The 23,117-nt window shown below is 51.8% G+C and carries 25 protein-coding genes and 1 other annotated feature; of the genes, 11 read left to right on the top strand and 14 right to left on the bottom strand.

Features of this window, described 5'->3' with window-relative positions; all coding sequences use genetic code 11:
* Positions 1-130 precede the first annotated feature (130 nt).
* From clpB to rluD, 3 genes are all read right to left on the bottom strand, one after another.
* On the bottom strand, positions 131-2,704 hold the full coding sequence (clpB, locus tag ACS603_RS08370; RefSeq protein WP_182062105.1) for an ATP-dependent chaperone ClpB: 2,574 nt from the start codon (positions 2,702-2,704) through the stop codon (positions 131-133).
* Between the two features lie 129 nt (positions 2,705-2,833).
* A complete protein-coding gene (gene yfiH, locus ACS603_RS08365; RefSeq protein ID WP_315686508.1) occupies positions 2,834-3,565 on the bottom strand; it encodes a purine nucleoside phosphorylase YfiH in 732 nt (243 codons plus the stop codon).
* Positions 3,562-4,542 (bottom strand): 23S rRNA pseudouridine(1911/1915/1917) synthase RluD, encoded by a 981-nt coding sequence (gene rluD / locus ACS603_RS08360; RefSeq protein ID WP_182062107.1) that lies wholly within the window; start codon positions 4,540-4,542, stop codon positions 3,562-3,564. Before rluD ends, yfiH begins: the two co-directional genes overlap by 4 nt.
* 131 nt (positions 4,543-4,673) lie before the next feature.
* On the opposite strand from rluD, the gene bamD reads away from it, so the two are divergent.
* The 4 genes from bamD (at position 4,674) to pheA (ending at position 7,442) form a co-directional block, all read left to right on the top strand.
* Positions 4,674-5,411, top strand: a complete 738-nt coding sequence (bamD, locus tag ACS603_RS08355) for an outer membrane protein assembly factor BamD (RefSeq protein WP_181620428.1) — start codon at positions 4,674-4,676, stop codon at positions 5,409-5,411.
* Positions 5,412-5,680: 269 nt separating this feature from the next.
* On the top strand, positions 5,681-6,022 hold the full coding sequence (raiA, locus tag ACS603_RS08350) for a ribosome-associated translation inhibitor RaiA (protein ID WP_014071397.1): 342 nt from the start codon (positions 5,681-5,683) through the stop codon (positions 6,020-6,022).
* A gap of 103 nt (positions 6,023-6,125) precedes the next feature.
* Positions 6,126-6,251, top strand: a sequence feature (Phe leader region).
* Positions 6,127-6,174, top strand: a complete 48-nt coding sequence (pheL, locus tag ACS603_RS08345; protein ID WP_100249759.1) for a pheA operon leader peptide PheL — start codon at positions 6,127-6,129, stop codon at positions 6,172-6,174. Its footprint overlaps the feature before it by 48 nt.
* Before the next feature lie 30 nt (positions 6,252-6,281).
* Complete coding sequence (gene pheA / locus ACS603_RS08340; protein WP_474944089.1) at positions 6,282-7,442, top strand: bifunctional chorismate mutase/prephenate dehydratase; 1,161 nt, start codon at positions 6,282-6,284, stop codon at positions 7,440-7,442.
* Here the strand turns inward: pheA and ACS603_RS08335 are convergent.
* Genes ACS603_RS08335 through aroF form a run of 3 tightly spaced genes read right to left on the bottom strand, consistent with a single transcriptional unit; the run spans position 7,439 to position 10,573 of the window.
* Positions 7,439-8,311 (bottom strand): SMP-30/gluconolactonase/LRE family protein, encoded by an 873-nt coding sequence (locus ACS603_RS08335; RefSeq protein WP_474944088.1) that lies wholly within the window; start codon positions 8,309-8,311, stop codon positions 7,439-7,441. The two genes, pheA and ACS603_RS08335, sit on opposite strands and share 4 nt — an antisense overlap.
* Before the next feature lie 59 nt (positions 8,312-8,370).
* Positions 8,371-9,492: a bifunctional chorismate mutase/prephenate dehydrogenase gene (gene tyrA / locus ACS603_RS08330; protein WP_446493761.1), complete on the bottom strand. Its 1,122-nt coding sequence runs from the start codon at positions 9,490-9,492 to the stop codon at positions 8,371-8,373.
* Positions 9,493-9,502: 10 nt separating this feature from the next.
* A complete protein-coding gene (gene aroF, locus ACS603_RS08325; protein WP_182062111.1) occupies positions 9,503-10,573 on the bottom strand; it encodes a 3-deoxy-7-phosphoheptulonate synthase AroF in 1,071 nt (356 codons plus the stop codon).
* A 214-nt stretch (positions 10,574-10,787) separates the two neighbouring features.
* On the opposite strand from aroF, the gene ACS603_RS08320 reads away from it, so the two are divergent.
* The 4 genes from ACS603_RS08320 (at position 10,788) to ACS603_RS08305 (ending at position 13,565) form a co-directional block, all read left to right on the top strand.
* Positions 10,788-11,162, top strand: a complete 375-nt coding sequence (locus ACS603_RS08320) for a DUF2799 domain-containing protein (protein WP_315686513.1) — start codon at positions 10,788-10,790, stop codon at positions 11,160-11,162.
* Between the two features lie 154 nt (positions 11,163-11,316).
* Complete coding sequence (gene yfiR / locus ACS603_RS08315) at positions 11,317-11,853, top strand: regulatory sequestration protein YfiR (protein WP_395677025.1); 537 nt, start codon at positions 11,317-11,319, stop codon at positions 11,851-11,853.
* Positions 11,846-13,066, top strand: a complete 1,221-nt coding sequence (gene dgcN, locus ACS603_RS08310) for a diguanylate cyclase DgcN/YfiN (protein ID WP_182062113.1) — start codon at positions 11,846-11,848, stop codon at positions 13,064-13,066. The genes yfiR and dgcN overlap by 8 nt, the downstream gene beginning before the upstream one ends.
* Before the next feature lie 13 nt (positions 13,067-13,079).
* Positions 13,080-13,565, top strand: coding sequence for an OmpA family protein (locus ACS603_RS08305; protein WP_182062114.1), 486 nt, complete (start codon positions 13,080-13,082; stop codon positions 13,563-13,565).
* Positions 13,566-13,568: 3 nt separating this feature from the next.
* Here ACS603_RS08305 and ACS603_RS08300 read toward each other — a convergent pair whose 3' ends face one another.
* The 7 genes from ACS603_RS08300 to ffh all read right to left on the bottom strand — a co-directional run bounded on the left by ACS603_RS08300 (position 13,569) and on the right by ffh (position 19,129).
* Positions 13,569-14,939 carry a PepSY-associated TM helix domain-containing protein gene (locus ACS603_RS08300; RefSeq protein WP_474944087.1) on the bottom strand — a complete coding sequence of 457 codons (1,371 nt, stop codon included), beginning with the start codon at positions 14,937-14,939 and terminating at the stop codon, positions 13,569-13,571.
* 39 nt (positions 14,940-14,978) lie between these two features.
* Complete coding sequence (locus tag ACS603_RS08295) at positions 14,979-15,383, bottom strand: DUF2946 domain-containing protein (RefSeq protein WP_182062116.1); 405 nt, start codon at positions 15,381-15,383, stop codon at positions 14,979-14,981.
* A gap of 132 nt (positions 15,384-15,515) precedes the next feature.
* Positions 15,516-15,863 carry a 50S ribosomal protein L19 gene (gene rplS / locus ACS603_RS08290; RefSeq protein ID WP_006178051.1) on the bottom strand — a complete coding sequence of 116 codons (348 nt, stop codon included), beginning with the start codon at positions 15,861-15,863 and terminating at the stop codon, positions 15,516-15,518.
* 43 nt (positions 15,864-15,906) lie between these two features.
* Positions 15,907-16,674, bottom strand: coding sequence for a tRNA (guanosine(37)-N1)-methyltransferase TrmD (trmD, locus tag ACS603_RS08285; protein WP_446493767.1), 768 nt, complete (start codon positions 16,672-16,674; stop codon positions 15,907-15,909).
* A gap of 31 nt (positions 16,675-16,705) precedes the next feature.
* Positions 16,706-17,251: a ribosome maturation factor RimM gene (gene rimM, locus ACS603_RS08280; RefSeq protein WP_182062118.1), complete on the bottom strand. Its 546-nt coding sequence runs from the start codon at positions 17,249-17,251 to the stop codon at positions 16,706-16,708.
* Between the two features lie 18 nt (positions 17,252-17,269).
* Positions 17,270-17,518, bottom strand: a complete 249-nt coding sequence (gene rpsP, locus ACS603_RS08275; protein WP_022649067.1) for a 30S ribosomal protein S16 — start codon at positions 17,516-17,518, stop codon at positions 17,270-17,272.
* A 249-nt stretch (positions 17,519-17,767) separates the two neighbouring features.
* Complete coding sequence (gene ffh, locus ACS603_RS08270; RefSeq protein WP_182062119.1) at positions 17,768-19,129, bottom strand: signal recognition particle protein; 1,362 nt, start codon at positions 19,127-19,129, stop codon at positions 17,768-17,770.
* A gap of 166 nt (positions 19,130-19,295) precedes the next feature.
* Between ffh and ACS603_RS08265 the strand changes: the two genes are divergently transcribed.
* Entirely contained in the window at positions 19,296-20,087 is a 792-nt protein-coding gene (locus ACS603_RS08265; protein ID WP_182062120.1) for a cytochrome C assembly family protein, read from the top strand.
* Positions 20,088-20,105: 18 nt separating this feature from the next.
* A complete protein-coding gene (locus tag ACS603_RS08260; RefSeq protein ID WP_182063450.1) occupies positions 20,106-21,392 on the top strand; it encodes an HlyC/CorC family transporter in 1,287 nt (428 codons plus the stop codon).
* Positions 21,393-21,444: 52 nt separating this feature from the next.
* On the opposite strand, the gene grpE is transcribed toward ACS603_RS08260, so the two are convergent.
* A complete protein-coding gene (gene grpE / locus ACS603_RS08255) occupies positions 21,445-22,038 on the bottom strand; it encodes a nucleotide exchange factor GrpE (RefSeq protein ID WP_182062121.1) in 594 nt (197 codons plus the stop codon).
* A 122-nt stretch (positions 22,039-22,160) separates the two neighbouring features.
* Between grpE and nadK the strand changes: the two genes are divergently transcribed.
* Positions 22,161-23,039: an NAD(+) kinase gene (gene nadK, locus ACS603_RS08250; RefSeq protein WP_041162108.1), complete on the top strand. Its 879-nt coding sequence runs from the start codon at positions 22,161-22,163 to the stop codon at positions 23,037-23,039.
* Positions 23,040-23,117: the final 78 nt, after the last annotated feature.

The following is a 23,117-nucleotide window of genomic DNA, read 5'->3' as shown; positions in this document are numbered from 1 at the left end:
CTGCAAGTGCAAAGTGAAAATTATTTACTGACCGCTCACTTTCCAGGCAAAACACACTCCAGACATTCATTTTCGCCTGGTTTTTAAACAAAAACGAGCCGCAAGCGACTCGTTTTTGATGTTTTGTGACTTACTGCACTGCCACAATTCGATCTTCATTCACTTCCAGACGAATTACTTTTCCTGGAATCAACTCCCCGGAAAGGATTTGCTGAGCCAGAGGGTTTTCGATCTGCTGCTGGATAGCACGTTTCAGAGGGCGTGCACCATAAACAGGATCGTAGCCATTCTCACTGAGCAGTTTCAGCGCGTCATCAGAGATGTGAATTTCATACCCACGTTCTTCCAGACGTTTATAAAGACGCTGGAGCTGAATCTGCGCGATAGAAGCAATGTGTTTTTCACCTAATGGGTGGAATACCACGACTTCATCGATACGGTTAATGAACTCAGGGCGGAAGCTATGACTCACAACCCCCAGAACCAGTTCCTTCATATGACCGTAATCCAGCTCACCAAAACGTTCCTGAATCAAATCAGAACCCAGGTTAGACGTCATGATCACAACGGTATTACGGAAATCGACTGTTCTCCCCTGCCCATCGGTGAGTCGTCCATCATCCAGAACCTGCAACAGAATGTTGAACACATCCGGGTGCGCTTTCTCCACTTCATCCAGAAGAATGACGGAGTAAGGACGGCGGCGTACCGCTTCAGTCAGATAGCCACCTTCTTCGTAGCCAACGTATCCCGGAGGTGCACCCACCAGACGTGAAACCGAGTGTTTTTCCATAAACTCAGACATATCGATACGGATCATCGCGTCATCGCTATCAAACATAAAGTTTGCCAGCGCTTTGCAGAGTTCTGTTTTACCCACCCCCGTTGGCCCCAGGAACAGGAATGAACCAATCGGACGATTTGGGTCAGACAAGCCCGCACGGCTACGGCGAATTGCATTCGATACAGCCTCAACGGCTTCATCCTGGCCGATAACCCGGTGGTGTAAGTCCTGCTCCATCCGCAGCAGTTTTTCACGTTCACTTTCCATCATGCGAGCGACCGGGATACCCGTCCAGCGTGCCAGCACTTCAGCGATTTCCGCATCGGTCACTTTGTTACGCAGCAGACGCATGGTTTTGCCTTCTGTCTGCGTTGCAGCTTCCAGCTGTTTTTCCAGCTCTGGAATTTTACCGTACTGAAGTTCAGACATCCGCCCCAGGTCACCTACCCGGCGAGCCTGTTCAATGGCAATTTTTGCCTGCTCCAGTTCTGCCTTAATCGTCTGGGTACCCGAAAGCGACGCTTTCTCCGCTTTCCACTCTTCTTCTAACTCAGAATACTGGCGCTCTTTGTCATCCAGTTCCTCGTTAAGCATATCCAGGCGTTTCTTACTGGCTTCATCAGACTCTTTCTTCAGCGCCTGCTGTTCCAGCTTGAGCTGAATGATTCGGCGGTCGAGTCTGTCCAGCTCTTCGGGTTTTGAGTCAATCTGCATACGAATACTCGACGCAGCTTCATCAATAAGGTCGATAGCTTTATCCGGCAGCTGGCGATCGGAGATATAACGGTGCGAAAGCGTCGCCGCTGCAACAATGGCCGGGTCGGTGATCTGCACATGGTGGTGCAACTCATAACGCTCTTTCAGGCCACGTAAAATCGCAATGGTGTCTTCGACCGTTGGCTCAGCAACGAATACTTTCTGGAAACGACGCTCAAGCGCAGCATCTTTTTCAATATACTGACGATACTCATCAAGCGTTGTCGCACCGACACAGTGAAGTTCACCACGCGCCAGCGCCGGTTTCAGCATGTTCCCGGCATCCATTGCGCCATCCGCTTTACCGGCACCGACCATAGTGTGCAATTCGTCGATAAACAGAATGACGTTGCCTTCCTGTTTTGCCAGGTCGTTAAGCACGCCTTTCAGACGTTCTTCGAATTCACCGCGGTATTTCGCCCCGGCTACCAACGCACCCATATCCAGAGCCAGCACACGGCGACCTTTCAGGCCTTCCGGTACTTCTCCATTAACAATACGTTGCGCCAGCCCTTCAACGATGGCGGTTTTACCGACACCCGGCTCACCAATCAAAACGGGATTGTTTTTGGTACGACGTTGCAGCACCTGGATGGTACGGCGAATTTCTTCATCACGGCCAATTACCGGGTCAAGCTTGCCCTGCTCGGCACGCTCGGTCAGATCGACCGTAAATTTTTTCAAAGCCTGACGTTGGTCTTCGGCTCCTTGATCGTTCACGCTTTCACCTCCGCGCATTTTTTCAATCGCCTGAGTCACGTTGGCGGTTGTTGCTCCGGCAGTTTTCAGCAGGTCGGTCAAAGTACCGCGTGATTCAAGCACCGCCAGAACAAACAGTTCCGACGATATAAAGTTGTCGCCACGTTTTTGCGCCAGTTTGTCGCAAAGATTCAGTACACGTACCAGATCCTGGGACGGCTGAACATCACCGCCAGTCCCTTCTACCTGCGGCAACCGGCTCAGTGCCTGATCGATAGCCGTGCGTAACTGGCCAGCATTAATACCGGCGGACGTTAATAATGGACGTACCGATCCCCCTTCCTGATTCAGCAAGGCGCTCATTAGATGAAGAGGTTCGATAAATTGGTTGTCGTGCCCCAGTGCGAGGGACTGGGCATCGGCGAGTGCTAGCTGGAATTTATTAGTAAGACGATCCAGACGCATAACTCCTCCCATAACAGGTCAAATTTGCTACTGGAGATTAAATGAGGTCATCCCTCAATTATTCAAGGTTAATGACCTGAATTATGTGAAAAGAAAACGGCACGTACCGGATCGTCTTGATTCTTTAGGTTATATCAGCCAAATAAAACTTGCCATACGACCCGTCGTCTTGTCACGACGATAAGAGAAAAAATCACCCTTTTCGGTGAACGTACAGCGATCGCCACCGAAGATTTGCGTAATGCCCGCGCGATTCAGGCGCTGACGCGCAAGCTGATAAATATCGGCCAGATACTTTTCACCCACCGGCTGAAACGCGGTGACGGCTTGCGGGTCTTTATCCATAAAGGCTTCGCGTACCTCGGGCCCAACTTCAAATGCGCGAGGACCAATTGCCGGGCCAAGCCAGGCAATAATGTTGGCAGGGTCATCGGCAAAGCAGGCGACCGTCTCCTCCAGAACCCCTTCGCACAAGCCACGCCATCCCGCGTGCGCGGCCGCGACTTCAGTTCCAGCATGGTTACAGAAGAGAACCGGCAGGCAATCGGCGGTCATAACGGCACAAACTGTCCCGGGAGTATTACTGTAAGAGGCGTCGGCGCGTTTAGAAACATAGGGTTCACCCGTCAGTTTCAGTACGTCCTTGCCATGCACCTGCTCGAGCCAGACGGGTTTTGACGGTAAGTTACCGGCCGCAAACATACGCTTGCGGTTTTCCTCAACGTGTTCCAGAACATCACCGCAATGCGCGCCGAGATTTAATGACTCCCACGCGCCCTGGCTTACCCCGCCGATGCGGGTCGAACTACAGGCGGCCACGCCCTCAGGAAGTGGCCACTCCGGGACAATCAGTTTGGTCATAACCAGGCCACCTGGTCCTTATGCTCTTCAAAATCAGCACGTAATGCTTCGATAAGCTCCACCATATCCTGTGGGATAGGCGCGTGCCATTCCATCTGAATGCCGGTGATCGGATGGTAAAGACGCAGCATTGTTGCGTGCAGTGCCTGGCGGTCAAACTTGCGCAGGACGCTGATGAACTCATCAGATGCGCCTTTAGGTGGGCGCGGACGACCACCGTAAACCTGGTCACCCACCAGCGGATGAGTGATGTGTGCCATATGGACACGAATCTGGTGTGTACGACCCGTTTCAAGGCGCAGACGCAGACGCGTATGGATACGGAAATGCTCCATAATGCGGTAGTGCGTTACCGCCGGTTTCCCCATTGGGTGCACCGACATATGCGTGCGTTTGGTTGGGTGGCGGCTGATAGGTTCTTCTACCGTGCCCCCCGAGGTCATATGACCAATCGCGACAGCTTCATATTCACGGGTAATTTCACGCAGCTGCAACGATTCCACCAGACGTGTCTGTGCAGGAATGGTTTTCGCCACCACCATCAGACCTGTGGTGTCTTTATCCAGACGGTGAACGATACCGGCGCGCGGAACGTCCGCAATTGGCGGGTAATAATGGAGGAGCGCGTTTAATACTGTACCATCAGGATTACCGGCACCTGGATGAACAACCAGATCGCGCGGCTTGTTGATAACCAGAATGTCATCATCTTCGTAGACGATGTCCAGTGGGATATCCTGCGGTTCAAAACGCACTTCTTCTTCAATTTCAGCATTGATGGCGACAGCTTCCCCACCTAACACTTTCTCTTTTGGTTTGTCCCAGACTTTGCCGTTTACCATCACGCGTTGGTCAAGGATCCATTCTTTTATACGTGAACGCGAATAATCAGGGAACAATTCGGCCAAAGCCTGATCTAAGCGTTGACCGAGCTGATTTTCGGAGACTGTTGCGGTGAGTTCTACTCGTTGTGCCATAAACTGCTTCTTCGTTTAACGTTGGGTTTTACGGCTTTGCCGTTTAATATAGTGTGCTATTGTAGCTGGTCTTAATCGGGAGCAGGAACAGAGTTTCTCCCGGACAAACATTTGAGGAAAGTCAAAACGTCATGACGCGCATGAAATATCTGGTGGCAGCGGCCACGTTGAGCCTGGCTTTGGTGGGCTGCTCCGGTTCAAATGAACAGGTCCCTGACAATCCGCCGAATGAAATCTATGCGACTGCACAACAAAAGTTGCAGGACGGTAACTGGAAACAGGCGATAACGCAACTGGAAGCGTTGGATAATCGCTATCCATTTGGTCCGTATTCACAGCAGGTACAGTTAGATCTCATCTACGCATACTATAAAAATGCCGATCTGCCGCTGGCTCAGGCAACCATCGATCGTTTCATGCGTCTGAACCCGACTCATCCTAACATCGACTATGTGATGTACATGCGCGGCCTCACCAACATGGCGCTGGACGACAGTGCTCTGCAAGGTTTCTTTGGTGTTGATCGTTCCGACCGCGATCCTCAACATGCGCGTGACGCCTTTAACGACTTCTCCAAGCTGGTGCGCAGTTATCCAAACAGCCAGTATATTACCGATGCCACTAAACGTCTGGTTTTCCTGAAAGACCGTCTGGCTAAGTATGAATACTCCGTTGCCGAATACTACACTCGCCGTGGCGCATGGGTTGCCGTGGTTAACCGTGTAGAAGGAATGCTGCGCGATTACCCAGATACGCAAGCCACGCGTGATGGCCTGAAGCTGATGGAAAATGCATACCGTCAAATGCAGATGAACGCGCAGGCTGAAAAGGTCGCGAAAATCATCGCCGCGAACAGCAGCAATACCTGATATTCCGCTCAAAGCAAAACGGCAGCCCAATGGCTGCCGTTTTTTTATTCGTTTCTGTCGCAAGCTGAAGCGGTTTAGCTACAACACATCCTATCAACTATGGCCTCAATTTCTGACTTCGACAAGGTAAAAATCGCCTCTTCCTGTCCTGCCTCACAAAAAAGATTCCCTGACAAAAACCGACAAAATAACGTGATCTAAATCACACATTTTGACATTAGGACAGGTATGCTGGAATCACCAAGACGGAAAGACAAGAGGTAAAATTTATGACAATGAACATTACCAGTAAACAAATGGAAATTACTCCGGCAATTCGCCAGCACGTCGCAGACCGTCTCGCCAAACTGGATAAATGGCAAACTCATTTGATTAATCCACATATCATCCTGTCCAAGGAGCCACAGGGTTTCATCGCTGACGCAACTATCAATACTCCAAACGGCCATCTGGTCGCCAGCGCTAAACACGAGGATATGTACACCGCAATTAACGATTTGATCAACAAGCTGGAACGGCAGCTCAATAAAGTGCAACACAAAGGCGAAGCCCGTCGCGCCACAACATCGGTGAAAGACGCCAGCCTCGCGGAAGAAGTTGAAGAAGAGTAATCCTTTAAATTGAGTGTACCGCCAACGCGCCTTCGGGCGCGTTTTTTATTGACAGGGTGAAAACAGTGCAGGTACTTTAACGGTATCAACCACAGGATGACTCAATGAAACTAACGCCGTTTTTCTTCGCATTCTTTTTTACCTTCCCCTGAATGGGAGGCGTTTCGTCGTGTGATAAAGAATGCGAAGACGAACAACAAGGCCTCCCAAACCGGGGGGCCTTTTTTATTGATAACGATAAAATGAGACAGGCAACACTATGACACCGGAAAACCCGTTACTGGATCTGCGAGTAAAAATCAGCGCGCTGGATGAAAAATTACTGGCACTGCTGGCAGAACGCCGCTTACTCGCTGTCGAAGTGGGCAAAGCCAAGCTGGACTCCCATCGCCCCGTACGTGATATCGACCGTGAGCGTGACCTGCTGGAGCGTCTGATTCAGCTTGGAAAAGCGCACCACCTTGATGCCCATTACATCACCCGTCTGTTCCAGCTTATCATCGAAGATTCCGTTCAGACCCAACAAGCGCTGTTACAGCAGCATCTGAACAAAACTAATCCGCACTCTGCCCGTATCGCGTTTCTGGGTCCGAAAGGTTCGTATTCACACCTGGCGGCACGTCAGTATGCAGCCCGCCATTTCGAAGAGTTTATCGAAAGTGGATGCGCGAAGTTTGCCGACATTTTCAATCAGGTTGAAACCGGCCAGGCCGATTACGCCGTGGTCCCGATTGAAAATACCAGCTCCGGCGCCATCAATGATGTCTACGACCTGCTGCAACACACCAGCCTGTCGCTGGTTGGCGAGCTGACTATTCCAATTGACCACTGTGTTCTGGTCTCAGGCTCCACTGACCTGAGCAAAATCGACACGGTGTACAGCCATCCGCAGCCGTTCCAGCAATGCAGCCAGTTCCTGAACCGCTATCCGAACTGGAAGATTGAGTACACCGAAAGTACCTCTGCGGCGATGGAAAAAGTCGCGCAGGCAAACTCCCCGACCGTAGCCGCACTGGGTAGCGAAGCGGGTGGCGCACTGTACGGATTGCAGGTGCTGGAACGTAACCTCGCTAACCAGACGCAAAACATTACGCGTTTTGTGGTGCTGGCGCGCAAAGCCATTAATGTGTCCGATCAGGTCCCGGCAAAAACCACGCTGTTGATGGCCACCGGCCAGCAGGCTGGTGCGCTGGTTGAAGCCCTGCTGGTGCTGCGTAATCACAATCTGATTATGACCAAACTGGAATCGCGCCCGATCCACGGCAACCCGTGGGAAGAGATGTTCTATCTTGATGTTCAGGCCAATCTGGAATCTGCATCCATGCAGAAAGCCCTGCGTGAGCTGGGTGAAATCACCCGCTCAATGAAAGTGCTCGGTTGCTATCCGAGCGAAAACGTTGTTCCGGTCGACCCGGCTTAACGTTCGATAAAGCGGCTTTTCTTCATCCCTGCCACGCTGACAGGCAGGGTGAAGATGGCCCCGGAAAGCGGATATTTCGCTGTTTCAGCATCGTCCATATTTTCCCGGGTCGTCGTGATAAACAACGTCTTCATATCGTCACCGCCAAAGCAGACCATCGTCGGGCAACGAACCGGAAGCCGGTATTCCTCGAGCTGTTCACCCTTTGGTGAAAATCTGGCGATGCGCCAGCCATCAAACAACGCGCTCCAGTAACAGCCTTCCACGTCCATCGCGGCACCGTCAGGTATCCCCTCGCCTTCCTTAAACCGCCGGAAAACATCTCGTTTGCCAGGCTCCCCCTGTTCATCCAGCGGTGTGCGATAGATAACGCCATTCGGCGTGTCAGAGGTAAACATCCATTGCTGGTCATTACTGAATGCCAGGCCGTTATGCCCGTGGATATCGCACTGAAGTACCTTCGGGCTCAGGTCGTTGTCGATACGCATCAGCATTGCGCCGTTATAGTCCCCAGGCCCCCAAAACGTCCCCGCATAGAAGCGACCACGGTGATCGGTACCACCATCATTAAATCGTGCCAGCTGCGGGTTCGAGGGGTTGTCGCACACCTTGCGCTGAAGCAGCCCGTGCTTATCGGTCAACCAGATGGCATTTCGCATCGCGACAATAAAACCGCCACGTTCCCGCAGGGCAAAACATCCAACCTCTTCATGAAATGACAGGACAGTGTGCTCAGCCGTTGGCAGATGGTAACGATGGATCTCCCCTTCCAGAATATCAGCCCAGTAGAGTGCATTTTCATCTTCGCTCCACGTCGGGCATTCCGGTAAGTGCCCGGTGTAGTTCAATAACAGCTGCGGTTCCGTCATGTCATTTCCCCAAAAGAAAAAAGCCAGCAATGCTGGCTTTTAGTATATACATCATCACATTACTGGCGACTGTCATTTGCCTGACGCAACAGGGTGCGGCTTTCGCTCTGGAAACGCTGCGCATAATCGCCAAACCAGTGTTCAACCTTACGGAAACTGTCGATAAATGCTTGTTTGTCGCCATGCTCCAGCAAGGTGATGGCCTCGCCAAAGCGCTGGTAGTAGCGTTTAATCAGCGCCAGGTTGTTCTCTGACGACATAATAATGTCAGCATAAAGCTGCGGATCCTGCGCAAACAGACGCCCTACCATGGCCAGCTCCAGGCGATAGATTGGCGAAGAAAGCGCCAGCAACTGCTCAAGCTGCACGTTTTCTTCCGCCAGATGCAGGCCATAAGCAAAGGTTGCAAAGTGGCGCAGCGCCTGGATGAACGCCATGTTCTGATCGTGCTCAACCGCGCTAATGCGGTGCAAACGCGCACCCCATACCTGAATCTGTTCCAGGAACCACTGATAAGCTTCCGGCTGACGGCCATCACAATAGACCACCACCTGTTTGGCAAGGCTACCGCTATCCGGGCCAAACATCGGATGCAGACCCAGCACCGGGCCAGTGTGAGCGGCCAGCATCGCCTGCAACGGACCGTTTTTCACCGACGCCAAATCCACCAGAATGCAATCCTCCGGCAGCGGAGGTAGTTTCTCGATAATCTGTTCCGTCACGTGAATTGGCACGCTAACGATCACCATGCCCGCATCTTTTATCAGTTCTGGCGCGCGAGCCCAGTCCTCTTTTTCCAGAATACGAACCTGATAGCCAGAAAGCGTCAGCATTTTTTCAAACAGACGCCCCATCTGGCCCGCACCGCCCACAATCACAACCGGGCGCAGCGACGGGTAAAGGGTTTTAAAGCCTTTGTCGTTTTCGCTGGAATAGGATTCACGCATCACGCGACGCAGTACATCTTCAATTAAGTCTGGAGAAACCCCCAGCGCCTGCGCCTCTTTGCGGCGGGACGCAAGCATGGAAGCTTCACGCTCTGGTACATAAATCGGCAGGCCATATTTACTCTTAACCTCGCCCACTTCGGCAACCAGAGACATACGGCGCGCCAGCAGGTCCAGCAACGCCTTATCCACTTCATCAATTTGATCGCGCAATGCGGTCAATTCAGCAACCATAACTACCCTCTTATGCCAGACGCGTCGCCAGCTGGCCGTTCAAATCTTTGTGGATCTCACGCAGCAGTGCATCCGTAGCTTCCCAGCTGATACAGGCATCGGTTACAGACACCCCGTGCTTCATTGCGCTACGCGGTTGTTCAGATGACTGATTGCCTTCATGAATGTTGCTTTCAATCATCAGGCCGATAATAGAACGATTGCCATCTTTGATTTGCGCGACAACAGATTCAGCAACAGCAGGCTGACGACGGTAATCTTTGTTCGAGTTACCATGACTGCAATCTACCATCAGAGCCGGACGCAGTCCCGCCTGTTCCATCTCTTTTTCACACTGAGCGACATCTGCCGGGCTGTAGTTTGGCGCTTTACCGCCGCGCAGGATCACATGGCCATCCGGGTTACCCTGCGTTTGCAGCAGACAAACTTGCCCCGCCTGGTTGATGCCAACAAAGCGGTGTGGCATTGCCGCAGCACGCATTGCGTTAATCGCAGTTGCCAGGCTGCCGTCAGTCCCGTTTTTGAAACCAACAGGCATGGACAGACCAGACGCCATCTCGCGGTGGGTTTGCGACTCAGTGGTACGCGCACCGATAGCAGACCAGCTAAACAGGTCACCCAGGTATTGCGGGCTATTCGGATCCAGCGCTTCGGTTGCCAAAGGCAGCCCCATGCTGACCAGCTCAACCAGCAGGCGACGCGCAATCTTCAGGCCTGCTTCCACATCAAACGAGCCATCCATGTGCGGATCGTTAATCAACCCTTTCCAGCCAACAGTGGTACGTGGCTTTTCAAAATAGACGCGCATCACCAGATAGAGGCTATCGCTGACCTCCTCCGCTAATGTTTTAAATCGACGGGCATATTCAATGGCGGTTTCAGGATCGTGAATGGAACATGGACCACATACCACCAGCAGACGCGGATCGCGCCCGGCGATGATGTCAGAAATGGTCTGGCGAGAGTGCTCAATTTGCTCCTCTTGCGCAATGCTCAGCGGGAATTCCGCTTTCAGTTGATCCGGGGTAATTAAAATCTGTTCGTCAGTGATATGTACGTTGTTCAGCGCGTCTTTTTGCATGATTGCGATCCTGTAAAGCTCGTTTGCGATAGTTGTTTTCCTCTAAGAGGTGGGACAACGATACCACAACAAGTAAAGATTTCAATCCAAAATACGTACACATTACTTTACAACAACCAATTTATTGCAAAAATCAGCCGATAAAACCGTAAACTAAAAATTACACCCTACTTATCTTATGCCAGGCTATGCTGAAGGAAAAAGGAGAATGTCTATGCGTTCAATCGCGTTAGCGCTACTGGTCCTTTCTTTATCAGGCTGCCAGATCAATCCCTACACCTTCCAGCCCGACTGGACAAGTCCTGACTGGTTTGGCGCGGGAAAAGAAGACGCCATGAACGGCGTACCGGTTAAAGATAATCAGGCGCTGGCCGATAATTTTAACGACCCGAAAATTGATCGTAGTGAATATCTCCGCGGTTATGCGGATGGTCAGAAGAAAGTTTGTGAAGAAGGTTTTATTCATGCATGGGGTTTAGCAGGAAAATCATTTCCAGCCAGTTGCGACACCGTAGAGAATGCAGCCAAACTTCACGATGCCTGGCAACAAGGGATGGATGAAAGCATGAAGGCCAGTCGGCTTAATTGATTTTTATCTTTTACCATCGTAATAAATGAAACTGTGAGATTTAACCTAAGTCAACCCAGTTGCATTTCTGACATAATGACGGCTTTGACAAACAATGGTATTCTGCCGACAACTCTTAAGGACATCTATTTCCAGAGCGGTATGGCGGTTTCTGGTGAGAATTTCATTCTTGATCTCTTTGTACCGACTAACTCTGGCATTGATACTGCTGCTTACTGCGGGCGCAACGGTTGCCGGAACGCTAACGGAGACCGATAAATCGGTGCGTTTAATTGTATCGGGTATTGTAAGTTATACCCGATGGCCAGCACTTTCCGGCCAGCCAAAACTCTGTGTTTACGCCACATCGCACTACGCGCACACACTCAGCCACACAGATGGGCATAGTGAGTTACCTTATACTCCTGTTATCGTGCGTAACGATCAGGAAGCACTGGCAGCCATGTGCGACGCTATATATTTTGGGACTGAATCCCCTGCCCAACAGCTTGATTTAATAAGTCAGTATCAGGGCCGAGCGTTGCTATTAATCTCAGAACAGAATCCGGAATGTGTTATTGGAAGCGCATTTTGTCTCATTATAGAGGACGACCGGGTTAGGTTTTCCGTAAATCTGGATGCACTGTCTCGTAGTGGTGTGAGAGTCAGTCCAGATGTATTAATGCTTGCACGGAATTCGAAGCATGAATAAGGATTTCACTTCAGCTCCACGTCCTACGTTTAAAAGAACGTTGAGGCGTATCAGCATGATAAGCGTCATAATAACAATGACGTTTATATGGCTGTTGCTTTGTTTTGCTTCCGTCGTGACGTTAAAACAATACGCGCAAAAAAATCTCGAATTAACCGGCGCAACCATGAGCCACAGCCTTGAAGCTTCACTGGTTTTCAACGACTCACTGGCCGCGAATGAAACACTCGCCACCCTCGGCAAACAGGGGCAATTTGCGGTGGCAGAAGTCCTCAATATTCATGAAAAACGTTTTGCCTGGTGGTCATGGAACCCTGAAGACAATACGGATACGCTGGGTGCGTTAGTCAGCCGCTGGTTGTTCCCAAACCCTGTCGCGCAGCCCATTATGCATAACGGAAATAAGATTGGTGAAATTCGCCTTACGGCGCGCGACAGTCTTATCAGCCACTTTATCTGGATGTCGTTTGCCGTTCTCACAGGCTGCATTCTTTTTGCCTCTCTGGTGGCATTAACCATTACCCGCTCCCTGCATCACGGCATGGTCACAGCGATGCAAAATATTACCGATGTCGTCCACGACGTACGCACCAACCGTAATTTCTCCCGCCGGGTAAAAGAGGGCAGGATCGAAGAGTTCCATCATTTTGGTGAGGACTTCAACAGCCTGCTGGACGAAATGGAAGAGTGGCAACTGAAGCTCCAGGCCAAAAATGCACAGTTGCTGCGTACCGCAATGCACGACCCGTTAACGGGTCTGGCTAACCGGGCGGCATTTCGCAACAGTATTGCGGCATTAATGAATGACCCCTCCGCAAAAATGAACTCTGCGCTGCTTTTCCTGGATGGCGATAACTTTAAATTTATCAATGATACATGGGGACATGCCGCAGGCGACTGCGTGCTAATTGAGGTCGCCAGCAGAATGGTTGAGTTCGGGGAAAACCGCCATCAATCGTACCGTCTTGGCGGCGATGAATTTGCAATGATCCTGTACGGCGTACATTCAGAACCCGATGTCCAACACATTTGTTCTGCGCTGTCGCAGCAGTTTATCCGCCCGTTCGATTTGCATAACGGGCACACAGCGTCAATGTCACTCAGCATTGGCTTTGCTCTGGCGTGGGAAAATGCTTCGGTGGAAGCATTACTGGAGCAAGCCGACCGCAATATGTACCAGGTTAAAAATCAGCGTTCAAAAACAATATCCTAGAAAGGAATACGATATGTTAAAGCGATACCTCGCACCGCTCTTACTGGCATCAATGGTTCTGGCAGGATGTCAGACGCCGCCACAAGGAAAATTCACTGCAGAGCAAATCGCCGCCATGAAGTCATATGGCTTCAATGAACTCAATGGCGACTGGTCACTGGGACTTTCTGACACCATTCTGTTCGGCAAAAATGAAGCGCAACTGCGCCCTGAGAGCGAAAAACAGATCCAGACAATGGCAACACGTCTGGCTGCGACCGGTTTAACTCATGCGCGCATGGATGGACACACCGACAACTACGGTGAAGATAGCTATAACGAAGCGTTATCGTTAAAACGAGCCAATGTCGTTGCCGACAGCTGGGCAAAAGGTGCCAGCATCCCGCGCAGTAATCTCACCACCCAGGGGTTAGGTAAAAAATACCCGGTGTCCAGCAACAGTACATCGAAAGGTCGTGCTGAAAACCGCCGCGTAGCAGTAGTCATCAGCACGCCATAGACATTATTTAACGGATGATTCGGCGAGCAACACATTTATGGCCGCTCGCCAGCGCAGCCAGTCAAACAAAATGAACAGCAACAGACTGCCTCCCATCACCGGAAGCGCCAGTCCCAGCAGTATGCTCATAACTGCAGTGACTAACCTTGCAGGAAGCGATAACGCCAGCCAGCTCTGACAGAGTGTCTGAACCGGGTTTGCGCTTGACTGCGCAGGACGACGCATCCACCACAGGCGGTATCCCCAAATGATCAGCACGCAGAGCGCCAGACCAAAAGCGATAAGCAAAAGCTGGTTTGCCAGACCAAACAAAATCCCCATGTGGAAATCCACACCCCAGCGGGTCAACTTGGCCATGAGCGGGAAATCGTCGAACCGGGTTCTGTCCAGGACCTGCATGGAATGGGGATCAACCGACACGCTATCTACCTGTGTCGGCCAGCTACGATCGATTTCGGTTACCGTCCAGGCTTGATTAGTTGCTTTGGCCGGGCGGATCTCCAGCTTGCTGGCATCGATTCCTGCCTTTCTGGCGGCATCCAACACACCGTCAAACTGCGTCAGATCCATATCCATCTCTGGCATCATCATTCCGCCATGATGACCGTGATGCTCAGCGTGCTCATCCATCTGCTGAGGCGCACCGGAAAGCTGGGTGTTAACCTGCGGCGTGAGCCAGTTCATTTCAGCACGCAGTTTATCGACATTCCCCCCTGCCCACTGCGACCAGGTCAGCCCGGTTGCCGAGAACAGCAACATCCCGCCCAGCAAGGTCCAGCCGAGCGTGACATGCAGGCGTCGACGGTTCTGGAAGCGATTATTGATGCGTCGCTTTGGCCGGGTATAAAACCACAGAGCAATTCCCCCCAGTGCGGCAACCCACATCCATGAAGCGGCCAGCTCGCTGTAAAGCCGTCCGGTATCACCCAGCATCAGCGAGGTATGCAGATAATCAATAGTCTGACGAAGTGGCAGAATTCCGCTGGTGCCGTATACCGTCAGATCGCCACGCACTTCAAGGCTGACAGGATCGATAAAAATCGCCCGATTCTCTGATGGCCCAAGCGAAGGGTCGGCGAACATCACACGGGTCGTTTCACCTTCAGTCAGTCCAGGGCGAACGGCATGCAGTCTCAGTTCCGGGCCCACAGTTTTTTCTGCCACGGCAATTTGTTCCGCCAGCGACTGCGGTTCCCCCACAGCATCCGTGTGAAGCGCGTGCCGGTACAACACATTTTCCAGCTGCGGCGTTGCCACATACAGCGTGCCGGTCAGGGCCGCGAAGAAGATAAACGGGCCGACAAACAGCCCAATATAGAAATGGAGTCGACGCAGCAGGTTTCCCCATGCCGCGCGCGGAGTGCAGGTGGTCATACTTTTCCTTTTTAAGGCAAAAAGTTATCGAATTTATTTTTAAAGGGAAAAAGCAGACCAGCGCGGTGGCGCGCGAGTATCAGGATAAAGCCAGGGGAAAAAGTGCCAGTGACTGACCGCCTGACGAGGCGGCTTTACCTGCAGTCTTTGCATCACCACACTGAGCAGGACGATCAGCGCCAGCATCATGCCCGGGACATGGGCTAACAGTACGCAGTAACCACACGCTTCAGCATGATCGACCGGCATGGTGTGCTGCATATCGCCATGATGTTCATCCATCGACATCATGCTCATATCATGATGCATTCCCGGCATCGCGCTCATGGGATCTTTTTGCAACGAGACGGAGACAAGCGGCGCCACCACGATCAGCAGGATCGCAAACAGCGCGGTCAATGCCGCTGCGCGTTTCCAGTTGTGCTGATGCAGTGTGTTATCCACTTACCCTCCACCGAAGAGGCAAGCATTGTAAATGATTTATGACGAAAGGGTTAACGCGGGAGATGCGTTGAGATAAAAAAAGGGCCAGCCTTTCGGCCAGCCCTTTTTAACAGGATGTCGCTTAAGCGAATCTTAGTTCAGACGCTCTTTAATACGAGCTGACTTACCAGTACGCTCACGCAGGTAGTACAGTTTAGCTTTACGTACAGCACCACGACGTTTAACAGCAATGCTGTCAACTACCGGAGAGTGAGTCTGGAAGACACGCTCAACGCCTTCGCCGTTGGAAATTTTACGAACAGTGAATGCAGAGTGCAGACCGCGGTTACGAATAGCGATAACCACGCCCTCGAATGCCTGCAGACGTTTTTTGGAACCTTCAACAACCCATACTTTCACTTCCACGGTGTCACCTGGACGGAAGGAAGGTACGTCCTGCTTCATCTGCTCTTGTTCAATTTGTTTAATGATGTTGCTCATAATTTAATCTCTTATCCTGGGTAAACTGATATTCGGGAGCGTATTACGCATTCCCATCATGTTCATGCTGCTGGTGCGCGTGTTCAGTTTTGAACTCGGCCAGCAACTTTGCTTGCTCTTCAGTCAGAGCCAGGTTTTCCAGAAGTTCAGGTCTTCTAAGCCAGGTCCGGCCCAGCGACTGCTTCAAACGCCAGCGACGTATCTCGGCATGGTTTCCAGACAGCAATACTGCCGGTACTTCCATCCCTTCTAACACTTCAGGACGAGTATAGTGTGGACAGTCCAGCAATCCATCGGCAAAAGAATCTTCTGTTGCCGAAGCCTCATGGCCCAGTACCCCCGGAATGAACCGGGCGACGGAGTCAATCAGCGTCATCGCTGGTAACTCACCACCGCTGAGAACGTAATCGCCGATAGACCATTCTTCATCAATCTCGGTTTGAATTACGCGCTCATCTATCCCTTCATAGCGACCACAGACCAGAATCAGCTTTTGATTCGTCGCCAGTTCGCTCACGCCCGCTTGATCAAGCTTGCGTCCCTGAGGTGACAGATAAATCACCTTCGCGCCTTCACCTGCCGCGGCTTTTGCTGTGTGAATGGCGTCCCGTAAGGGTTGCACCATCATCAACATCCCCGGTCCGCCACCGTAAGGACGTTCGTCCACGGTACGGTGCCGGTCATGAGCAAAGTCACGAGGACTCCAGCTCTGGATGCTCAGCAGGCCATTTTTTACTGCCCGGCCAGTTACCCCGTAATCGGTAATCGCGCGGAACATTTCAGGAAACAGGCTAATTATGCCAATCCACATAGCGCCGTCTTTTACCGTTTATCCGGAGAATTTAAAAACCAGGATCCCAATCTACTTCAATGGTTTGAGTAGTGAGATCGACATTCTTGATAACCTGTCCATCGAGGAACGGAACCAACCGCTCCTTGATGCCAAATGCATCTTTCAGGTTTGCCTTGATGACGAGAACGTCATTTGATCCGGTTTCCATCATATCAATGACTTTACCAAGACCATAACCTTCAGTGGTCACTACCTGGCAGCCAATAAGGTCTTTCCAGTAGTAGCCATCATCCAGCTTCGGCAACTGCGACGAATCAACGACAATTTCACAATTAGTCAGTAGATTCGCGGCATCGCGATCGTCAACGCCTTTCAGCTTGATAACGATATCCTGATTGTGGTGACGCCAGCTTTCCAGCTCGACCTCTTCCCACTTACCGCCTTTCTGGATAAACCAGGGCTGGTAATCAAAAATGCTTTCGGCGTCTTCAGTGGAGGAAAACACTCTGAGCCAACCACGGATACCGTAAGTAGAACCCATTTTCCCCAATACGATCGGTTCAACAGGTACTGGTGCGGTGTGTTGCTTGCTCATCATGACCACCGTGACAGATTAAGCTGCTTTGTTTGCTGCTTTGATCAGCGTAGCAACGCGATCGGAAACAGTAGCGCCCTGGCCAACCCAGTGAGCGATACGATCCAGATCCAGACGAGTTTCTTCTTCTGCGCCAGAGGCCAGTGGGTTGAAGAAACCAACGCGCTCAATGAAGCGACCGTTGCGTGCATTACGGCTGTCAGTAACAACAACCTGGTAGAACGGACGCTTTTTAGCGCCGTGACGTGCTAAACGAATAGTTACCATAACATCCTCTTGTGTGAATAAAACAACCGGGCCCCATCGAGGAACGGAGCCCGGGTGTCATATTAAAAGCCCGAAAATTTTACTGATTTCTGCGGAAAATGCAATCAGCAGTTGCGAAGTCTGCCAGAAAAGGTCGTCGGCGGTGCAGTCAGTTCGGTGCCAGCGTGCGCGCAGCCACCGGAGCGTACACGCAGTACGTGAGGATGGCGAGCACACCCCGGTGCCGAAATGGCAAACAAGCCAGGCCGCTTAGCGGCCTGGGAATCCTGGGGGCATCATCCCTTTCATGCCGCGCATCATCTTCGCCATACCGCCTTTCTTCATTTTCTTCATCATGCGCTGCATGTCGTCGAACTGTTTCAGAAGACGGTTAACGTCCTGTACCTGCATCCCACATCCTGCTGCGATACGGCGTTTACGGGAACCTTTGATGATGTCCGGGTTAGCGCGCTCTTTCAGCGTCATCGAGTTGATGATGGCCTCCATTCGCACCAGCACTTTGTCATCCATCTGCGCTTTTACGTTGTCAGGGATCTGGCCCATGCCCGGCAGTTTGCCCATCAGGCTCGCCATGCCGCCCATGTTTTTCATCTGACGCAGTTGCTCAAGGAAGTCGGTCAGATCGAAACCGTCGCCTTTTTTCAGCTTGCTGGCCAGCTTCTCGGCCTGCGCACGGTCTACTTTGCTCTCGATATCTTCGATAAGCGACAGCACATCGCCCATGCCGAGAATACGGGAGGCAATACGGTCTGGGTGGAACGGCTCCAGGGCTTCGGTTTTCTCGCCAACGCCGAGGAACTTAATTGGCTTACCGGTGATATGGCGAATAGAAAGCGCCGCACCACCACGCGCATCACCGTCCACTTTCGTCAGCACCACGCCGGTTAACGGCAGTGCTTCGTTGAAGGCTTTTGCGGTATTCGCCGCATCCTGGCCGGTCATGGCATCGACAACAAACAGAGTTTCTACCGGATTGATAGAAGCATGAACCTGCTTGATTTCGTCCATCATCGCTTCGTCAACGTGCAGACGACCGGCGGTATCCACCAGCAGCACGTCGTAGAATTTCAACTTCGCTTCTTTCAGCGCAGCGTTCACGATGTCGACAGGTTTCTGGGCAACGTCAGACGGGAAGAAATCCACGCCAACCTGCTCTGCCAGGGTTTCCAGCTGTTTGATTGCCGCAGGGCGGTATACGTCCGCAGAGACAACCAGCACTTTTTTCTTGTGCTTCTCGCGCAGGAATTTACCCAGCTTACCCACGCTTGTGGTTTTACCCGCACCTTGCAGGCCGGCCATCAGCACCACTGCCGGTGGCTGAGCCGCCAGGTTAAGCACCTGGTTCTCTTCGCCCATCGCCGAAACCAGTTCGGTACGAACGATTTTGACGAACTCCTGACCCGGGGTCAGGCTCTTGTTAACTTCGTGACCAACCGCTTTTTCTTTAACGCGGCTGATAAAATCACGCACGACAGGCAACGCAACGTCTGCTTCGAGCAGCGCCATACGCACTTCGCGCAGCGTTTCCTTAATATTTTCTTCGGTGAGGCGTCCGCGGCCGCTGATGTTGCGCAGCGTGCGCGACAAACGATCGGTTAAATTATCAAACATTGTCTCTCGCCTGAGGTAGAAACGTTGGGTCGCATTAGCGACACATACACAGAATTTTGCCGGAGTATAACATGAAGGCGGCTTTGTTGTTATGCAACGGTTGGAGCACGCGTCACGTAACGTTATACTGCTTCTCTTTATTATTAAGACGACTGTCGACGCCTATATGCCTGTTTTCGCACTGATCGCCCTTGTTGCCTACTCTGTCAGCCTCGCGCTGATCATTCCTGGCCTGCTGCAAAAAAACAGCGGCTGGCGACGTATGGCCATTCTTTCAGCGGTGATCGCGCTCATATGCCACGCTTTTGCGCTGGAATCGCGCATTATTCCCGGCGATGGCAGCGTGCAAAACCTGAGCGTACTTAACGTCGGCTCGCTGGTCAGCCTGATGATCTGTACGGTAATGACCATAGTGGCATCCAAAAATCGTGGCTGGTTGCTGCTGCCGATTGTCTATTCCTTTGCGCTGATCAATCTGGCCTTAGCCACCTTTATGCCCAATGAGTTCATTACCCACCTGGAAGCTACGCCGGGAATGTTGGTGCATATTGGCTTGTCGCTGTTCGCGTATGCCACGCTGATTATTGCCGCGCTGTACGCAATGCAGCTGGCCTGGATTGACTACCAGCTGAAAAACAAAAAGCTGGCCTTCAACCATGAAATGCCGCCGCTGATGGTCATCGAACGTAAAATGTTCCACATCACCCAGGTCGGGGTTGTACTGTTGACGCTAACACTCTGTACTGGCCTGTTTTATATGAAAAACCTCTTCAGCGTGGAGAATATCGACAAAGCCGTCCTCTCCATCATTGCGTGGTTTGTCTATATTGTCCTGTTATGGGGCCATTATCATGAAGGCTGGCGCGGTCGCCGCGTAGTCTGGTTCAACGTTGCGGGTGCAGGCATACTCACTCTTGCCTATTTCGGTAGCCGCTTCATACAGCAATTTGCTGGCTAAGTAACAAAGGAGTTCCCCCTGGAACACATCTCTACCACCACGCTGATCGTCACGCTGATCATCATGGTGGTCATATCTGCCTATTTCTCGGGCTCGGAAACCGGCATGATGACGCTGAACCGCTATCGGCTGCGTCACCGCGCTAAACAAGGTAACCGCGCCGCACGTCGTGTAGAAAAGCTATTGCGTAAGCCGGACCGCCTGATTAGCCTGGTCCTTATCGGTAACAACCTGGTCAATATCCTCGCCTCAGCACTGGGGACTATCGTCGGGATGCGCCTGTACGGTAACGCCGGTGTGGCGATTGCCACCGGTGTACTGACGTTTGTGGTACTGGTGTTTGCCGAAGTGCTGCCAAAAACCATCGCGGCGCTTTACCCGGAGAAAGTCGCCTACCCGAGCAGCTTCCTGCTGGCCCCTTTACTGATCCTGATGATGCCGCTGGTCTGGCTGCTGAATATGGTGACGCGTATTCTGATGCGCATGGTCGGCATCAAAGCGGACGTCACCATTAGCAGCGCACTCAGCAAAGATGAGCTGCGCACCATCGTGAACGAATCCCGCTCGCAAATTTCCCGCCGCAACCAGGACATGCTTCTGTCGGTGCTGGATCTTGAAAAGGTCAGCGTTGACGACATTATGGTGCCGCGCAACGAAATCGTCGGTATCGATATCAATGACGACTGGAAAGCTATTGTTCGTCAGCTCACGCACTCTCCGCACGGTCGTATCGTGCTGTACCGCGATTCGCTGGACGATGCCATCAGTATGCTGCGTGTACGCGAAGCTTACCGTCTGATGACCGAAAAAAACGAGTTTACCAAAGAGATACTGCTGCGCGCTGCTGACGAGATTTACTATGTGCCAGAAGGCACGCCGCTCAGCACTCAGTTGGTGAAATTCCAGCGCAATAAGAAGAAAGTCGGGCTGGTTGTAGATGAATATGGCGATATTCAGGGGCTGGTGACGGTAGAGGATATTCTCGAAGAGATTGTCGGGGACTTTACCACCTCAATGTCACCCTCGCTGGCAGAGGAAGTTACCCCGCAGAACGACGGCTCAGTGCTAATTGATGGCAGCGCCAACATCCGTGAGATCAATAAAGCCTTTAACTGGCACCTGCCAGAAGACGAAGCCCGCACCATGAACGGAATGATTCTGGAAGCACTGGAAGAAATCCCGGCGGCAGGCACGCGGGTACGCATTGAGCAATACGATATTGATATCCTGGACGTGCAGGACAATATGATTAAGCAGGTGAAAATCCTGCCCGTGAAACCACTGCGCGAAAGTATCGCTGAGTAACGTTGTAGGCCGGGTAAGGCGAAGCCGCCACCCGGCACTACAGGGCGGCAAATTACGCTTTCGCTTTCGCCACCGTCACCATAGCAGCGCGGATGGTACGGCCGTTCAGGGTGTAACCTTTCTGCATCACGCCCAACACTTTACCGGCTTCAACGTCTTCAGATTCCACCATAGCAATTGCCTGGTGAACGTTTGGATCCAGCGGCACGTTGGTATCGGCAATCACTTCAACACCAAACTTACGTACCACATCCAGCATGGATTTCAGCGTCAGCTCGATACCTTCAATCATGGCGGTGTTATCCGGATTAGCTTTATCAGCCACTTCCAGCGCGCGATCCAGGCTATCGATAACCGGCAGCAGTTCGTTGATAAACTTCTCCAGCGCAAACTTATGCGCCTTTTCAACGTCCAGCTCGGTACGACGACGCAGGTTTTCCATTTCCGCTTTGATGCGTAACACACCATCGCGTTCGCGATTCTGTGCTTCTACAACCTGGGCTTCCAGATTCGCAATTTTTTCATCGCGCGGGTCCACCTGCTCAGCAGAAGTTGCTGACTCTACGGCCTCAACTTCATCGTGCTGTTCCGTGATAATTTCTTCCGGGGCTTGCCCCTCAGGCGTTTTCTGTTCTTTACTACTCATGAATTTCTCCGCGTTTTTCTGCATTCATCTCGCTAACTTCGCTTATTATGGGGATCAGTTTCCGGGATTCAAGGGAACAAGACAGATTGTCATCATTCATTAGGCACAAGGACCTCCAGAAAATGAATAATCATTTCAAGTGTATTGGGATCGTCGGGCATCCGCGTCACCCTACCGCGTTGACGACACATGAAATGTTGTATCGCTGGCTGTGCGCCAAAGGCTATGACGTGATGGTCGAACAGCAAATTGCGCAGGAGCTACAGCTTAAGAGCGTCAGAACCGGTACGCTGGCGGAAATTGGCCAGCAGGCGGATCTCGCCGTCGTGGTCGGCGGTGACGGCAACATGCTGGGAGCGGCCCGTACCCTGGCGCGCTACGATATCAAAGTTATCGGCATTAACCGTGGCAACCTCGGTTTTCTGACCGATCTCGACCCGGACAATGCCCAGCAACAGCTTGCCGACGTTCTGGAAGGCCACTATATCAGCGAGAAACGCTTTTTGCTTGAAGCGCAGGTGTGCCAGCAGGACTGCCAGAAACGCATCAGCACCGCCATTAACGAAGTGGTTCTCCACCCAGGAAAAGTGGCGCATATGATTGAATTCGAAGTCTATATCGATGAGATCTTTGCGTTCTCTCAGCGTTCTGACGGGCTGATTATCTCCACGCCGACGGGTTCTACCGCCTACTCGCTTTCTGCGGGCGGCCCCATTTTAACGCCGTCGCTGGATGCCATCACACTGGTGCCAATGTTCCCGCATACTCTCTCTGCTCGTCCGCTGGTTATCAACGGCAGCAGCACCATTCGCCTGCGTTTCTCACATCGCCGCAACGACCTGGAGATCAGCTGTGACAGCCAAATCGCGCTGCCTATACAGGAAGGTGAAGACGTGTTAATCCGCCGCTGCGATTACCACCTGAATCTGATCCACCCAAAAGATTACAGCTATTTCAATACATTAAGCTCTAAGCTCGGCTGGTCAAAAAAATTGTTCTGATTTTGCATCCAGCACTTTACTGTATATAAAACCAGTCTATACTGTATGAAAACACAGTCATGGTTTTTCATACAGGAA

The organism is Enterobacter sp. Li2LvB3 (assembly GCF_056156645.1).
The sequence above is the reverse complement of the archived record's forward strand: the minus strand, read 5'-3'. Positions and strand labels throughout refer to the sequence as shown.

Coding starts and splice junctions, on each gene's coding strand:
- ACS603_RS08305 (WP_182062114.1), top strand. CDS start 13,080: ATGTTAAAGCGATACCTCGCACCGCTCTTACTGGCATCAATGGTTCTG.
- rimM (WP_182062118.1), bottom strand. CDS start 17,251: ATGAGCAAGCAACACACCGCACCAGTACCTGTTGAACCGATCGTATTG.
- dgcN (WP_182062113.1), top strand. CDS start 11,846: ATGAATAAGGATTTCACTTCAGCTCCACGTCCTACGTTTAAAAGAACG.
- yfiH (WP_315686508.1), bottom strand. CDS start 3,565: ATGACCAAACTGATTGTCCCGGAGTGGCCACTTCCTGAGGGCGTGGCC.
- tyrA (WP_446493761.1), bottom strand. CDS start 9,492: ATGGTTGCTGAATTGACCGCATTGCGCGATCAAATTGATGAAGTGGAT.
- bamD (WP_181620428.1), top strand. CDS start 4,674: ATGACGCGCATGAAATATCTGGTGGCAGCGGCCACGTTGAGCCTGGCT.
- rplS (WP_006178051.1), bottom strand. CDS start 15,863: ATGAGCAACATCATTAAACAAATTGAACAAGAGCAGATGAAGCAGGAC.
- ffh (WP_182062119.1), bottom strand. CDS start 19,129: ATGTTTGATAATTTAACCGATCGTTTGTCGCGCACGCTGCGCAACATC.
- ACS603_RS08300 (WP_474944087.1), bottom strand. CDS start 14,939: ATGACCACCTGCACTCCGCGCGCGGCATGGGGAAACCTGCTGCGTCGA.
- rpsP (WP_022649067.1), bottom strand. CDS start 17,518: ATGGTAACTATTCGTTTAGCACGTCACGGCGCTAAAAAGCGTCCGTTC.
- clpB (WP_182062105.1), bottom strand. CDS start 2,704: ATGCGTCTGGATCGTCTTACTAATAAATTCCAGCTAGCACTCGCCGAT.
- rluD (WP_182062107.1), bottom strand. CDS start 4,542: ATGGCACAACGAGTAGAACTCACCGCAACAGTCTCCGAAAATCAGCTC.
- pheA (WP_474944089.1), top strand. CDS start 6,282: ATGACACCGGAAAACCCGTTACTGGATCTGCGAGTAAAAATCAGCGCG.
- grpE (WP_182062121.1), bottom strand. CDS start 22,038: ATGAGTAGTAAAGAACAGAAAACGCCTGAGGGGCAAGCCCCGGAAGAA.
- ACS603_RS08320 (WP_315686513.1), top strand. CDS start 10,788: ATGCGTTCAATCGCGTTAGCGCTACTGGTCCTTTCTTTATCAGGCTGC.
- trmD (WP_446493767.1), bottom strand. CDS start 16,674: ATGTGGATTGGCATAATTAGCCTGTTTCCTGAAATGTTCCGCGCGATT.
- raiA (WP_014071397.1), top strand. CDS start 5,681: ATGACAATGAACATTACCAGTAAACAAATGGAAATTACTCCGGCAATT.
- nadK (WP_041162108.1), top strand. CDS start 22,161: ATGAATAATCATTTCAAGTGTATTGGGATCGTCGGGCATCCGCGTCAC.
- ACS603_RS08265 (WP_182062120.1), top strand. CDS start 19,296: ATGCCTGTTTTCGCACTGATCGCCCTTGTTGCCTACTCTGTCAGCCTC.
- aroF (WP_182062111.1), bottom strand. CDS start 10,573: ATGCAAAAAGACGCGCTGAACAACGTACATATCACTGACGAACAGATT.
- ACS603_RS08335 (WP_474944088.1), bottom strand. CDS start 8,311: ATGACGGAACCGCAGCTGTTATTGAACTACACCGGGCACTTACCGGAA.